This is a genomic window from Acidovorax sp. LjRoot194 (genome assembly GCF_964253015.1).
Taxonomy (GTDB): domain Bacteria; phylum Pseudomonadota; class Gammaproteobacteria; order Burkholderiales; family Burkholderiaceae_C; genus Acidovorax.
In genome coordinates this window covers 4,296,995-4,310,897 of record NZ_CAXUQB020000001.1, presented here as the reverse complement: position 1 = coordinate 4,310,897, position 13,903 = coordinate 4,296,995, and the positions used below count along the sequence as shown (strand labels likewise).

The following is a 13,903-nucleotide window of genomic DNA, read 5'->3' as shown; positions in this document are numbered from 1 at the left end:
TGAAGTTAAAAAAGCGTCTCAAAAAAACCGGTAACCAGTGCAGGAACGAAAGGTGTCCATCGCCAGATCCCGGGTTCGGTGAGTCGCCTTGCGGGTTCGGCTCATCGATGGGTTGAACTGTACGCCGGGGCTGTTCAGAGAAAAACTAGCTGGTCGCAAACTGACTGTTCCAGTATTGGAAACAATCGATGAAGCGGTCAGTTGCCAGATGCAGCGCGTGTCTTGCGACGACAACAACAACGGGAGCTTCGTGCCACCAGGCGTTGAACCCATGAGAAGTGCGTTGAACATGGGCTCTATCGTGCCCATCACTGCGCGCTGCGTCGTCTCGTAGCGGTTTCGGTTCTTTTCAGTTTGTTTCGGTGCGGGCCGACTGCAACAGGCACGAAACAACTGATGCGGCGGATCGCCCACAAAGCACCGCAAATCGGGCTTGCGCGGGTTGCGCTGGCAGGGCTTATGGGCTGAAATCTCTCTGCACCTGTTCCAGGTTTCAGAGGGAGGTTCCATGACCATCGTCTCCAAGATTCTCGAGGCCAAGCCCGACGCCACCGTGCACACCATCCGGCCCACCGATTCGGTGCTGGCTGCCCTGCAGCTCATGGCTGACAAAGGCATTGGTGCGCTGGTGGTCACCGAGGGCGATGCCATCGTGGGCATCTTCACCGAGCGTGACTATGCGCGAAAGATCGCCCTGCTGGGCCGCACCTCGGCGGCCACCATCGCGCGCGATGTGATGACCTCGGCCGTGCGTTTCGTGCGGCCCGACCAGACCAGCGAGCAGTGCATGCAGATGATGAGCACCGGCCGCCTGCGACATCTGCCCGTGGTGGACAACGGCAAGCTGGTCGGCATGATTTCCATCGGCGACCTGGTCAAGGACATCATCTCGGAGCAAAAATTCATCATCGAGCAGCTGGAACAGTACATCAGCGGCAGTCATTGACTACTGCCCGCTGAGGCGCTGCGCGCCTTCGCCCTGGAAGGGCACGCCGCCCCTGCGGCGGGGCGGCCCTTGCACCGCGACACTGGCTCGGGCCGCACGGGTTCAACCTGCGTGCGTATCAGGGGCAAATGAAAAGGCGCTGACCGGAACCGGCCAGCGCCTGGGGTGTACTGCCACGCCTGGCAGCGCGGGGCTTCAAGCCGCTTTCTCGACGTGCCCCTGGCGGGTGTACAGAAAATCGATCACGGCCTTGCGGTAGTGCACGTACTGCGCGTCTTCGGCCAGTTCCACGCGGCGGCGGGGGCGGGGCAGGTCGACAGCCAGCACCTCGCCAATCGTGGCGGCGGGGCCGTTGGTCATCATCACGATCTTGTCGGACAGCAGCACGGCCTCGTCCACATCGTGCGTGACCATGACCACGGTGCTCTGCGTGCGCGCCACGATCTCCAGCAACTCGTCCTGCAGCTTGGCGCGCGTCAATGCGTCCAGTGCGCCAAAGGGCTCGTCCATCAGCAGCACCTGCGGTTCCATCGACAGGGCGCGGGCGATGCCCACGCGCTGCTTCATGCCACCCGAGATTTCGCCAGGGCGCTTTTGCGCCGCAGGCGTGAGGCCGACCAATGCCAGCGCGGCGTCCGTGCGGGCCCTGAGTTGCGCCTTGCTTTCCTTGCCGCCGAACACGCGCTCCACCGCCAGGTAGATGTTGTCGAAGCAGGTGAGCCACGGCAGCAGCGAGTGGTTCTGGAACACCACCGCGCGCTCGGGGCCCGGGCCCTTGATCTCCTTGTTGGCGCACAGCAGCGCGCCGTTGGTGGGTGTGGTCAGGCCGGCGATCAGGTTGAGCAGCGTGGACTTGCCGCAGCCCGAGTGGCCGATCAGCGCGACGAACTCGCCCTTGGCGATCGTGAGGTTGATGTCCCTGAGCGCCGGGAACAGGCCCTTGGCGGTCTTGAAGGTCTGCTCCACGCCATGGACTTCAATGAACTTGCTGGTGAGAGAGGTGTGCATGAGGAACTCCTGTTTGTTTCGAGGCCACGATGGAGCCGGTTTTTGCCGGGCCGCGGTGTGCCCTTGAGGGGGCACGCTGCAGGCGCAGCTCAGGGGTGGGTCACGTGTGGTTCAGGCTTTGACCTCTTCGAACGTGAATGCGGTGGCCAGCTTGATGAGCGCAAACTCCAGCACCAGCCCGACGATGCCGATCACGAAGATCGCGATGATGATGTTCTTGACGTTCAGGTTGTTCCACTCGTCCCACACCCAGAAGCCGATGCCAACGCCGCCGGTCAGCATCTCGGCCGCCACGATCACGAGCCACGCAGTGCCCACGGCCAGGCGCACGCCGGTCAGCATGTAGGGCAGCACGGCGGGGAACAGTATCTTGGTGGCGATCTTCCACTCCGACAGGTTGAGCACGCGGGCCACGTTCATGTAGTCCTGCGGCACGCGCTGCACGCCCACGGCAGTGTTGATGATCATGGGCCAGATGGAGCAGATGAAGATGGTCCAGATGGCGGCAGGATTCGCGCCCTTGAAGACCAGCAGGCCGATGGGCAGCCAGGCCAGGGGCGACACCGGGCGCAGCAGGCTGATCAGCGGGTTGAACATGCGCGACAGGAAGTTGAAACGCCCGATCACGAAGCCCGCCGGAATGCCCACCAGCGCCGCCATCCCGAAGCCGACGGCCACGCGTTCGAGCGACATCAGCACGTTCCAGCCCACGCCCTGGTCGTTGGGGCCGTTGCGGTAGAACGGGTTGCTGAAAATCTCGAGCGCCTGTTTCCATGTCTCCAGGGGCGTCGGAATGCTGCCGCCTGTGGTGGTGGAGACCACCGCCCACAGGCCGATGAGCAGGCCCAGGCCGCACAGTGGCGGCAGCACGGCCATCCAGAAGCTGCGTGACAGGGCAGCCCAGTCGCGGCGCGGGGCTGACGGCGTGCTGGCGGTGGTGGACTGCGGTTGGCTGCTGGTGCCGATGGCTGGCATAGCGCTGGCCGTGGTGGCGGTGGCTGCAGGGTGCATGGCTTTTGTGGCAACCGGCGGGGCTGCATCCAACGGGGTGTGAAAGACGGCGCTGACCATGGTGTTCTCCTGAAAGAGGGGCGGGTGGTGCTGGCGGGGTGAATGTCGTCGTCAGGCCAGGGCGATCAGGCCTTGACCTTGAAGCTGTCGGCGTACTTGGCGGGATCCTTGCCGTCCCACACCACGCCGTCCATGAACTTGCTGCTGCGCATTTCGGTCTTGGGCACCGGGGTCTTCGATGCGGCGGCGGCCTGCTTGTAGACGTCGATGCGGTTCACGGCCTTGGCCACGTTCAGGTAGTCAGGGTGGTCCTTGATCAGGCCCCAGCGCTTGTGCTGCGTGAGGAACCACATGCCGTCCGACAGGTACGGGAAGTTCACCGCGCCGTCGTTGAAGAACTTCATGTGGTTGGGGTCGTCCCAGGTCTTGCCCATGCCGTCCTGGTAGCGGCCCAGGATGCGCTGGTTGATCGCATCGACACCCGTGTTCACGTAGGCCTTGCCGGCAATGGTCTCGGCCATCTTGTTCTTGTTGGCCAGGCCTTCGTCGATCCACTTGCTCGCCTCCAGGATGGCGGCCGTCACGGCGCGCGCCGTGTTGGGGTACTTCTGCACGAACTCGGACGTGGTGCCCAGCACCTTCTCGGGGTGGTCCTTCCAGATGTCCTGCGTGGTGGTGGCGGTTACGCCGATACCGTCCATGATGGCGCGGTGGTTCCAGGGCTCGCCCACGCAGAAGCCGTCCATGTTGCCCACGCGCATGTTGGCCACCATTTGTGGCGGCGGCACGGTGATGACCTTGGCGTCCTTCATCGGGTTGATGCCGTTGGCCGCCAGCCAGTAGTACAGCCACATGGCGTGCGTGCCGGTGGGGAAGGTCTGCGCGAAGGTGTACTCGCGCTTTTCGCTGGCCATCAGCTTGGCCAGGCCCGCGCCGTTGACCGCGCCTTTGTCCGCCAGCTTCTTGGACAGCGTGATGGCCTGGCCGTTGTGGTTGAGGTTCATCAGCACGGCCATGTCCTTCTTGGGGCCGGCCAGGCCCAGGTGCACGCCATACACCAGGCCGTACAGCACGTGGGCAAAGTCGAGTTCGCCGTTGACCAGCTTGTCGCGCACACCGGCCCAGGAGGCTTCCTTGGTGGGGATGATGGTCACGCCGTATTTCTTGTCGATGCCCAGCACCGAGGCCATCACCACGCTGGCGCAGTCCGTCAGCGGGATGAAGCCGATCTTGACTTCCTTCTTCTCGGGGGCGTCCGAGCCCTGGGCATGCACCAGCGCACGCAGCGCGGGGCTGACGCCAACGGCGCCCACGGTAGCGGCCTGCAGCACGGTGCGGCGGTTGAGGCTGGTTTTGAGCAGATCGGTCATGGGGCACTTCCTCGTAGCGTTAAAAACAAAAAGGCGTCCACACCACACCCCGCGAGATGCACGCATGCATACGTCGGGGCGGGTGGGGACGCCTTTGTCCATTGCCAAGCATTGGGGCTTGGCATCAGCACCGGCCCGCCATTGGGCCGCTGCTGTCAGGGGCAAGACCTTCATTGGTCTTGCCAGGGTTAACGCAAGCTGCGTGCCAACCTGTGACGCACCAGCTGCGCGCCAAGGCGGCGCAGTAATTGCTATGTAATTGATAGCTGGTAGCGCTTGTCTATCAAGCGGTAGCGGCCAGTTTTAATCAAATGGTTGTGCGATGGGTGCTGCAGGAGCGCCCGCACTGCCTTTGTGCGGTGCACCATCTGGGAGTGGTGGTGAGAACTGGGCGGGGCCCGGGCAGGGACGCCAGGCAAAGGCCGACGCGCAGCACATCGAGAAGCCCCTTGCTGCAGGCGAGCAGTGCCTATGGGGATGTCACGGGTTCAGCCCAGCAGGTCCATCACATCCAGCATCCGCTGGGCGACGTCCACGAGCTTCAGGCCCTTGTCCATAGCCGTCTTGCGCAGCTTCTCGTACGCTGCCTGCTCGGTCAGGTTCTGGCGCTGCATCAGCAGGCCCTTGGCGCGGTCGATGGTCTTGCGGTCCTTGAGCTCGGTCTTGGCATCGGCCAGCTCGGCGCGCAGGGCCTGTTCGTGCTGAAAGCGCGCCATCGCCACGTCCAGAATGGGGCGGATGCGCTGGGGCGACAGACCGGCCACGATGTAGGCCGACACGCCCGCGGCCACTGCGGCCTTCACGTGCGATGTGTCCTCGTCGTTGGTGAACATCACGATGGGCCGGCGTTCGTCGCGCGTGGCGACCACCACATGCTCGAGCGCGTCGCGGGCCTCGCTCTCAGCGTCCACGATGATCAGGTCGGGTTGCAACTGGGCGATGCGCTCGCTCAGGAACACGTCAGCCGGCAGTGTGGCCACCAGGTTGAAGTTGTTCTCCAGCAGCCCGATGCGCAGCGCCCGCGAACGCTCCGCCTGCAATACGGCGTGTTCGTCGTCGGGATCGGCAATGGCCAGGTCCGGGGCCACCACCACGATGCGCAAAGACTCGTTCATACCCCGAAGCATAAGCAATTTTTACGCCACAAATTGGTGCGCTACAGCGGTGCAAGACGTCCGATCATCACATCACCGAAGCATTTATGCCTTGCAGGGCCTGAAACTTGCTAATAGTTTGATGATTGGCAGGGCATACCCGATAGCCGCCTTCCATTCGCTCGCATATACATCTGGTCACATTGACATACTGATGAGGAATCTGCATGAACAAGCTTAACGACCGGCGCCGTTTTCTTTCCGCCGGCCTGGCCTTGACCGTGGTCACGTCTGCGGCGCTGCTGCTCCTGTCCGGGTGCAGCAAGGTGCCCGACACCATCAAGATCGGCGTGGCCCAGCCCTTGAGCGGCCCGCTGGGGGCGCTGGGGCAGGACTTGCTCAACGGCGTGAACCTGGCGGTGGCCGAGCTGAACAAGGGCGGCTACACCGTGGACGGCAAGCGCGTGACGCTGGAGGTGGTCTCGGTGGACGACAAGGCCGACGCCGCCACCGGCAAGACCGTGGCCCAGCAACTGGTGGATGCGGGTGTGGTGGCGGTCATCGGCCACCTGAACTCGGGCGTGAGCATCGAGACCGCGCCCATCTACGCGGCCAAGGACATTGCGCAGATCGCCATCTCCACCAACCCCAAGTTCACGCAGCTGGGCTTTCCCACCACGTTCCGCATGGTCGGCAACGACACCCTGCAGGCGCGCGCCATCGGCTCGTTCGCGGCCACGCAGCTCGGCGCCTCGCGCTACGCCGCGCTGGACGATGGCACGCCCTACGGCAAGGGCCTGGCCGACGGCGCGGCCGCACAGCTCAAGACCGAGAAGAAAGAGGTCGTGGTGCGCAAGTCATTCGACGACAAGACCACGGCGTTCAATGAACTGGCCGGCGAGCTCAAGGCCGCCAAGGTCGAGGTCATCGTCTCCACCCTGAACGACTTTCAGGCGCTGGCGCTGCTCGAAGCCCTGCGCAAGGTCGACCACACCAAGGTCAGCCTGCTGGGCGGCGACACCATCAAGACCACCGACATGGTCAAGGGCGCCGGCATCATCGACGGCATCTACGCCACGTCGCCCGTGCTGGAGGCCAAGGAATTCGCCACCGGCAAGCCCTTCCTCGAAAAGTACATCGAGGCCTACAAGAAGCCGCCGGCCTACGGTGGCCACTACAGCTACGACAGCATGTACGTGCTGTCTGCCGCCATCCAGAAGGCCAAGTCGGCAGAGCCCTCAGAGATCACCAAGGCGATGCACAGCATCAACGGCTATGCGCCGGTGATCGGCACCATGACCTGGGACGACAAGGGCGAGCAGCGCTACGGCGCCGTGGGCGTGTACGAACTGCGCAGCGGCAGCTGGGAGTTGCGGATGCGGTCGGACCGTTGGTAGCAGTCCCCTGAGGTTGCGCCGTGCCGGTGGGTTGAACCCCTTCTGCGCACCACGCTCACCCACAAAGCCCCTGCCGGCCACCGCCCGCAGGGGCTTTGTGCTTTGGCGGTGGGCCATCCCGGTGCGGGTTTTACACTCGGGCGATGAGTTTGCTGATCCTTGGAATCGAATCCTCCTGCGATGAAACCGGCGTGGCCCTGGTGCGCTCCAGCGGCGACACCGCCGTGCCCACCCTGCTGTCGCACGCGCTGCACAGCCAGATCGAGATGCACCAGGCCTATGGTGGCGTGGTCCCCGAGCTGGCCAGCCGCGACCACATCCGCCGTGTGCTGCCGCTGACCACGCAGGTGCTCACCGAGTCTGGCCACACGCTGGCGGACGTGGACGTGGTGGCCTACACCCGCGGCCCTGGCCTGGCCGGCGCCTTGCTGGTGGGCGCTGGCGTGGCCTGTGCGCTGGGTGCGGCGCTGGGCAAGCCCGTGCTGGGCGTGCACCACCTCGAAGGGCATCTGCTGTCGCCCTTCCTGAGCGCGGACCCGCCGGAGTTTCCGTTTGTGGCCCTGCTGGTGTCGGGCGGCCATACGCAGTTGATGCGCGTGGACGGCGTGGGCCGCTATGAGATCTTGGGCGAGACCATCGACGACGCCGCCGGCGAGGCCTTCGACAAGTCCGCCAAGCTCATGGGCCTGGGCTACCCCGGCGGCCCGGCGTTGTCGCGGCTGGCGGAGCAGGGCAGTGCCACGGCGTTCAAACTGCCGCGGCCTCTATTGCATAGCGGGGACCTCGATTTTTCTTTTGCGGGGCTCAAGACGGCGGTGCTCACGCAGGCCAAGAAGCTGGGCGATGAGCTCGAAGCCCGCAAGGCCGACCTGGCCGCCAGCACCGAGGCGGCGATCGTCGACGTGCTGGTGCGCAAGACGCTGACGGCGCTCAAGCAGACCGGCTTGAAGCGTGTGGTGGTGGCCGGTGGCGTGGGCGCCAATCGGCATTTGCGTGCGCAGTTGAATGGGGCCTGTGCGGCTGTGGGGGTGCGGGTGCACTACCCCGAGCTGCATTTGTGCACGGACAACGGGGCGATGATTGCGATGGCGGCGGCGATGCGGTTGCAGGCGGGGCAGCAGGATGCCAGCAGCGACTATGCGTTTGATGTGAAGCCGCGGTGGCCGTTGGATGCGATTGCTGCGGGGGCTTGATGAGCTTGTCGAGATGCCGGTACTTTGCGTTCGAGAAACCGTTTACATGCCGAGCCGTTCGCAACGCAGGCCGTTCGGGCTGAGCTTGTCGAAGCCTTGGCTTGTCTTCTTACCTCTGCCGTTCGGGTTGAGCTTGTCGAAACCTGGGCGCTGCTCGCTAGCTCGCTGGTTTGAGAGGTGTGCCTGTGCTGAGGGCGGGAGCCGGGGTGCGCGCCCGGCGGCGCGGTAACTTTCTTTCGCGTCGCCGAAAGAAAGTCACCAAAGAAAGGGCGACCCCAAGTCTGCGACCCCTTCGCGTTGCGAAGGGGCAAACCTGCGTCGGGGCGGTTGCGGGGTGCGCCGCAGAACTCACTGCGCGCTGCGCGCTTCGTTCAAACAACTGCGGCGAGTCAGTGCACGAAGCATGCGCGCTCCGACGCGCATGCCACCCCGCAACCGCCCCGCCGCAGGCGCAGCCAGCAGGGGGTGGACAGCCGAACATCCGAACAGCCACACGGGCCATCGCGTTGCTCGGCCCCGAACGCGCAGGCGCTTCGCGCCGCGACCGCTAGGCCGAGCGCAGCGATGGCCCGTGTGGATGTTGGCTCCCCCAGCCCTTCAGGATGCGCCGAGGAGCGCAGTGCGGGGGGCGGGCGTGTGCCGAAGGGCACACGCCTTCGTCTACTGACTCGCTGCGGTTGTTTGAGCGTAGCGCGAAGCGCGCAGCGAGTTCCGCAGCGCGCCCCCCGCACGAGCACCGCAGGTTGCCCCACTCGCCCGCAGGGCGAGTGGGGACGCAGGCTGTAGGGTCGCCCTTTCTTTGGTGACTTTCTTTCGGCGACGCGAAAGAAAGTTACTCGCACGCCGGGCGACTCCCGGCCTCCGCCGTCAACAAAGGCATGCTGCCCATCAGCGAGCCTGCGAGCAGCGCCCAGGTTTCGACAAGCTCAACCCGAACGGATGTGGGTCGCTGCGCCTTGGTTTCGACAGGCTCAACCCGAACGGACGTGGATCGATGTGCCCAGATTTCGACAAGCTCAACCCGAACGGATGGGCGGCAGCACAACCTCAATCCACAGACAGCACCGCTTCAGAACGGATAGTGCCGCGCAGTCGTCTGCACCGTAATCCACCGCAGCTCCGTAAACTCCCGCACCCCTGCCATCCCCCCAAACCGCCCGTACCCTGAACTCTTCACCCCCCCGAACGGCATCTGCCCCTCGTCATGCACCGTCGGCCCGTTGACGTGGCAAATCCCCGAATCAATGCGCGCCGCCACATTCCACGCCTTCGACACATCGCGGCTGAACACGGCGGATGACAGGCCGAACTCGTTGTCGTTGGCGCAGGCGATCGCCTCCTCTACGCCGTTCACACGCACCACCGGCTTGACCGGGCCAAACGACTCCTCGCGATAAATCTCCATCTCGGCCGTCACGTGGTCCAGGATGGTGGCGGCCATCAGCGTGTTCTCGCTCTTGCCGCCGCACACCAGCGTGGCGCCCTTGGCCAGCGCGTCGTCAATCAGCGCATTGCAGCGGTGCACCGTGGCGATGTCCACCACCGACCCGAGCACCACCGGGCCCTTGCGCGGGTCGCCTAGGGGCAGTGCCTTGGCGCGCTCGCCCAGCTTGGCCACAAACTCATCGGCCACGGCGTTGTCCACGATGATGCGTTCGGTGGACATGCAGATCTGGCCCGAGTTGGCGAACGAGCCGAACACGGTGCCTGCCACGGCGGCATCCACATCCGCATCGTCCAGCACCAGCAGCGGGGCCTTGCCGCCCAGCTCCAGCACCACGGGCTTGAGGTACTTGGCACATGTCTGCGCGATGATGCGGCCCACCTTGGTCGAGCCCGTGAAGTTCACGCGGCGCACGGCCGGGTGGGCCACGATGGCCTCGACCACGGCACCGGCATCGGCGGGCGCGTTGGTCACGAAGTTGACCACGCCCGGGGGCAGGCCGGCTTCCTGCAGGGCCTCGATGATCAGACCGTGCGTGGCGGGGCTCAGCTCAGAGCCCTTGAGGATGACCGTGTTGCCGCAGGCCAGCGGCGTGGCGATGGCGCGCACGCCAAGGATGATGGGCGCGTTCCACGGCGCGATGCCCAGCACCACGCCAGCGGCCTGGCGCACGCCCATGGCCAGGCTGCCGGGCACGTCGGACGGGATCACCTCGCCCGCGATCTGCGTGGTCAGGGCCGCAGCCTCCTGCAGCAGTCCCGCTGCCAGGTGCACGTTGAAGCCGGCCCACAGGCCCGATGCGCCGGTCTCTGCGGCCATGGCGGCAGCAAATGCATCGCCCTTGGCTTCGAGCGCGTGCGCCGCCTTGAGCAGCAGCGCACGGCGGGCATTGGGGCCCAGGGCCGACCAGGCCGGGAAGGCCTTGGCGGCGGCGTCTGCGGCGGCTTTGGCATCGGCCACGGTGGCGGCGGGGGCGGTGGTGGCCACGGAGCCGTCGAGCGGGTTGCGGCGCTCGAAAGTCGCGCCGCCGGTGGCTTGCACGCGCTCGCCGTGGATCAGCATGGAAATGGCAGTCATTGGAAAAGTCTCCTGGACAACAAGAACGAAGGAAGTTCGATCAAGAAAAAAATGAGGGGAATAGGGCGGCGGCTAGGCTACGCCGAGATACGCCTGCCGCACTGCATCCGATTGCAACAAGGTCGAGGCCTCACCGGACGCCACGATGCGCCCGCGCTCCAGCACATAGCCGCGCTGGGCCACCTGCAGCGCCTTGCGCACGTTCTGCTCCACCATGAGCACGGTGACGCCCTGCGCCGCGATGCGCTGCACGATGGCGAGCAGTTCGTCCACCATGCGCGGTGCCAGCCCCAGCGATGGCTCGTCCAGCATCAACAGGCGCGGGCCGCTCATCATGGCGCGGGCCACGGCCACCATCTGCTGCTCGCCACCGCTCATGGTGCCGGCCAGTTGCTGGGCGCGTTCCTTGAGGCGCGGGAAGTCCTCGAAGGCCTGGGCCAGGCGCTCGGCGCGCACCCGCGAGGGCACCAGCCAGCCGCCGAGTTCCAGGTTCTCGGTCACCGTCATCTGCGGGAATAGTTGGCGGCCCTCGGCTACCAGGGCCAGGCCGCGCTGCACGCAGGCCGTCGCGTTCATCGCGGGAACTGGTTGGCCGTCGAGCAGCACCGTGCCCTGGCGCGGCAGCAGCCCCGCCAGCGCCTTGAGCAGCGTGGTCTTGCCCGCGCCGTTGGGGCCGACGATGACCGTGATGCCGGGCTGGGCCTCCAGCGACAGGTCCTGCAGCACCTGAAAGCCGTTGTAGCCCGTGGTCAGGCCTTGTACCGTAAGGTGTGCGCCGCTCATGCCGTGGCTCCTTCGGGCGTTGTCTGTGTGCCCATCTCATCGCCCAGGTAGGCCTCAATCACCTCCGGGTTATGCACCACCTCGGCCGGCGTGCCGTCGGCGATCTTGCGGCCCTGGTGCAGCACCAGCACGCGCTCCACGTACTTGAGCAGCGTGGTCACCGCATGCTCGATCCACACCACAGTGAGGCCCCAGTCATCGCGCAGGCGGCGGATGCGCTGGGCCATGGCGTCGACCTCGGCCTCGGTCAGGCCGGCGGCCACCTCGTCGAGCAGCAGCAGGCGAGGGCGCGTCCCCAGGGCCATGCCGATCTCCAGCAGGCGCTGCTGCGAAGGCGTCACGTCGGCTGCGGGTCGGTCTGCCAGGGCCGACAGGCCCAGCATGGCCAGGATCTCGTCCTCATTGCGCAGGCCCACGGGCCCCTGACGGTGGCGGCCCGCGAACTGCATGCCGAAGCGCACGTTGTCGCGCACCGTCATGTCCGGGAACACGCGCGGTGTCTGGAAGGTACGCGCGATGCCGTGGGCCGCATAGTGGTGCGGGCCCTTGCCGGTGAGGTTGTCGGCCCCGCAGACAAGCGTGCCCGAAGTGGGCGGCTGCACGCCCGAGATGGCGTTGAAGAACGTGGTTTTGCCCGCGCCGTTGGGGCCGATGATGCCGATGAGCTCGCCCGCATGCAGTGTGGCGCTCACGCCGTCCACGGCGGTCAGGCCGCCAAAGCGCACGGTCACGCTGTCGATGGTCAAGAGGGCCTTAGACATGGCTAGCCTCCGTGGCAGGTGCGGCGGGCGTGGCCGCCCGCTTGCGCTGCCACAGCGTGGCCAGCCCGTTGGGCAGGTACATCACGCACAGGATCAGCAGCAGACCCAGCACCATCATGTAGCCGTAGGGCAGCTGCAGGCGCAGCGTCTCGGCCAGCAGGCTGAAGACGATGGCCGCGAGCACCGGGCCGCCGATGCTGGCCGCGCCGCCGATCAGCGCGATCAGCACCGTCTGGAAGCCGATGAAGGGGCTGAACACTGCTGCCGGTTCGATGTAGGTCCAGCGCACCGCCATGGCCGCGCCCACGGCGCCGGCAAACGCGGCCGTGATGCCGAAGCCCGCGATCTTGGCCAGGCGCGTGTCCACGCCCAGCGTCTGCGCGCGCTGCTCGTCGGCCCCGATGCCCGAGAGCGCCAGGCCGAAGCGGCTGCGCTGGACGGCAATCGCGGTGGCGATGGCGCCCGCCGCGATCAGCAGCACCGTGAGGTACACCGTCTCGTTGCTGGGCACCACCGTGAGCACGCGGCCCACCGTGCCGGAGACCTGCTTTTCGACAAAGGTCACCGCATGGCGGATCAGCTCCGTCATGCCGAAGGTCAGCACCGCGAAATAGGTGCCGCGCAGGTGCAGCACCGCCGCACCCATCACGATGGCCACCACGGCGGCGATCAGTGCGCCGGCCACGATCACCAGCGGCCAGGGCAGGCTACCGAGCAGCGTGGCGCTGGCATACGCCCCGATGCCGAAGAAGGCAGAGGTGGCCAGCGAGAGATAGCGCGTAGCGCCGCAGAACAGCGACCAGCTGGTGGCCAGCGCGATGTACATCAGGCAGCTGAGCAGCACCGAGGCCATGAATTCGGACACCAGCCAGGGCAGGGTGCCGACCACGGCCGTGCCCGCGGCGAGCGCGAGCCAGGGCTTGTTGGAATGGAGTTTCATTTTTTGGAGAAGAGGCCGTTAGGACGCCAGATCAGCACGCCGATGAACACCGCATAGCTCAGCAGCATCTTGAGAGAGGGGCTGCTGAAGTGCATGCCCAGGGCTTCGACCACACCCAGCAGCAGGCCCCCGGCCAGGCTGCCCGCCAGACTGCCGAAGCCGCCCAGCGTGATCACGATCAGCGCGGTCACGGTGTAGGGCTCGCCCATGGAAGGCGAGATCTCGTAGGTCATCGACAGCAGCGCCCCCGCCACGCCTGAGAGGCCCAGGCCAATGCCGAACATCATCGGGTGCAGCCGCCGGGTGTTGATGCCCACCAACTGCGCGCCCGTGGGCGACTGCATCAGCGCCCGCACGGCCTTGCCCAGCAGCGTGAGCTTGAGCAGCGCGATCAGCGCGGCCGACAGCGCCAGTGCCACGCCGAACAGCACCAGCTTGTTCTCGGTGAAGCGCATGCCTGCCACCTGCACCGGGTCGGCCAGGTATTCGTAGCCGCGCAGGTCGCCGCCCCAGATCAGCAGGGCGGTGTTCTGCACCAGGAACATCAGGCCAAAGCCCACCATCAGGCTGCGTGCCTCGAACACGTCCACGTTGGGTGCGCGCGCCGCCAGGCGCTTGAAGCACAGCGCATGCACCGCCACGCCCAGCACGAACAGCGCGATGAAGGCGATGGGCATCAGCAGTAGCGGCGACCAACCCCAGGCGGTGTGTGCCCACCAGGTGAGGAAGGCGCCGAGCATCACAAACTCGCCATGCGAGATGTTCATGATGCGCATCAGCCCGTACTGCAGGTTCAGGCCCATGGCCACCAGCGCGTAGATGCCGCCGGTAATGAGGCCGCTGGCGACCAGTTCGGCCCAGGAGGTCAGGGACATGCCG

13 protein-coding genes are annotated in these 13,903 nt (G+C 65.9%); 3 read left to right on the top strand and 10 right to left on the bottom strand.

Features of this window, described 5'->3' with window-relative positions; translation table 11 throughout:
- Positions 1 to 18 precede the first annotated feature (18 nt).
- Positions 19 to 510, bottom strand: a complete 492-nt coding sequence (locus ACSQ3N_RS19615) for a hypothetical protein (protein WP_436147207.1) — start codon at positions 508 to 510, stop codon at positions 19 to 21.
- On the opposite strand from ACSQ3N_RS19615, the gene ACSQ3N_RS19610 reads away from it, so the two are divergent.
- The gene (locus tag ACSQ3N_RS19610; protein WP_056170385.1) at positions 509 to 946 is read left to right on the top strand and encodes a CBS domain-containing protein; all 438 of its coding nucleotides are present in this window, start codon (positions 509 to 511) and stop codon (positions 944 to 946) included. The genes ACSQ3N_RS19615 and ACSQ3N_RS19610 overlap by 2 nt on opposite strands.
- A 195-nt stretch (positions 947 to 1,141) precedes the next feature.
- Here ACSQ3N_RS19610 and ACSQ3N_RS19605 read toward each other — a convergent pair whose 3' ends face one another.
- The 4 genes from ACSQ3N_RS19605 to ACSQ3N_RS19590 form a co-directional block, all read right to left on the bottom strand.
- A complete protein-coding gene (locus ACSQ3N_RS19605; RefSeq protein ID WP_436147206.1) occupies positions 1,142 to 1,954 on the bottom strand; it encodes an ABC transporter ATP-binding protein in 813 nt (270 codons plus the stop codon).
- A gap of 111 nt (positions 1,955 to 2,065) precedes the next feature.
- The gene (gene ntrB / locus ACSQ3N_RS19600) at positions 2,066 to 3,025 is read right to left on the bottom strand and encodes a nitrate ABC transporter permease (protein ID WP_436147205.1); all 960 of its coding nucleotides are present in this window, start codon (positions 3,023 to 3,025) and stop codon (positions 2,066 to 2,068) included.
- A gap of 65 nt (positions 3,026 to 3,090) precedes the next feature.
- On the bottom strand, positions 3,091 to 4,335 hold the full coding sequence (locus ACSQ3N_RS19595; RefSeq protein WP_056170379.1) for a CmpA/NrtA family ABC transporter substrate-binding protein: 1,245 nt from the start codon (positions 4,333 to 4,335) through the stop codon (positions 3,091 to 3,093).
- Between the two features lie 488 nt (positions 4,336 to 4,823).
- A complete protein-coding gene (locus ACSQ3N_RS19590) occupies positions 4,824 to 5,450 on the bottom strand; it encodes an ANTAR domain-containing response regulator (protein ID WP_056170376.1) in 627 nt (208 codons plus the stop codon).
- A gap of 206 nt (positions 5,451 to 5,656) precedes the next feature.
- Between ACSQ3N_RS19590 and ACSQ3N_RS19585 the strand changes: the two genes are divergently transcribed.
- Both ACSQ3N_RS19585 and tsaD read left to right on the top strand, forming a co-directional pair.
- The gene (locus ACSQ3N_RS19585) at positions 5,657 to 6,826 is read left to right on the top strand and encodes a branched-chain amino acid ABC transporter substrate-binding protein (protein WP_436147204.1); all 1,170 of its coding nucleotides are present in this window, start codon (positions 5,657 to 5,659) and stop codon (positions 6,824 to 6,826) included.
- Positions 6,827 to 6,969: 143 nt separating this feature from the next.
- On the top strand, positions 6,970 to 8,019 hold the full coding sequence (tsaD, locus tag ACSQ3N_RS19580) for a tRNA (adenosine(37)-N6)-threonylcarbamoyltransferase complex transferase subunit TsaD (RefSeq protein ID WP_436147203.1): 1,050 nt from the start codon (positions 6,970 to 6,972) through the stop codon (positions 8,017 to 8,019).
- Between the two features lie 1,069 nt (positions 8,020 to 9,088).
- Here tsaD and ACSQ3N_RS19575 read toward each other — a convergent pair.
- The 5 genes from ACSQ3N_RS19575 to ACSQ3N_RS19555 form a co-directional block, all read right to left on the bottom strand.
- Entirely contained in the window at positions 9,089 to 10,540 is a 1,452-nt protein-coding gene (locus ACSQ3N_RS19575; RefSeq protein WP_436147202.1) for an aldehyde dehydrogenase, read from the bottom strand.
- A gap of 72 nt (positions 10,541 to 10,612) precedes the next feature.
- Complete coding sequence (locus tag ACSQ3N_RS19570; protein ID WP_436147201.1) at positions 10,613 to 11,323, bottom strand: ABC transporter ATP-binding protein; 711 nt, start codon at positions 11,321 to 11,323, stop codon at positions 10,613 to 10,615.
- Positions 11,320 to 12,084: an ABC transporter ATP-binding protein gene (locus tag ACSQ3N_RS19565; RefSeq protein ID WP_436147200.1), complete on the bottom strand. Its 765-nt coding sequence runs from the start codon at positions 12,082 to 12,084 to the stop codon at positions 11,320 to 11,322. The genes ACSQ3N_RS19570 and ACSQ3N_RS19565 overlap by 4 nt, the downstream gene beginning before the upstream one ends.
- Entirely contained in the window at positions 12,077 to 13,024 is a 948-nt protein-coding gene (locus tag ACSQ3N_RS19560; RefSeq protein ID WP_436147199.1) for a branched-chain amino acid ABC transporter permease, read from the bottom strand. Before ACSQ3N_RS19560 ends, ACSQ3N_RS19565 begins: the two co-directional genes overlap by 8 nt.
- A complete protein-coding gene (locus tag ACSQ3N_RS19555) occupies positions 13,021 to 13,899 on the bottom strand; it encodes a branched-chain amino acid ABC transporter permease (RefSeq protein WP_436147198.1) in 879 nt (292 codons plus the stop codon). Before ACSQ3N_RS19555 ends, ACSQ3N_RS19560 begins: the two co-directional genes overlap by 4 nt.
- Positions 13,900 to 13,903 lie beyond the last annotated feature (4 nt).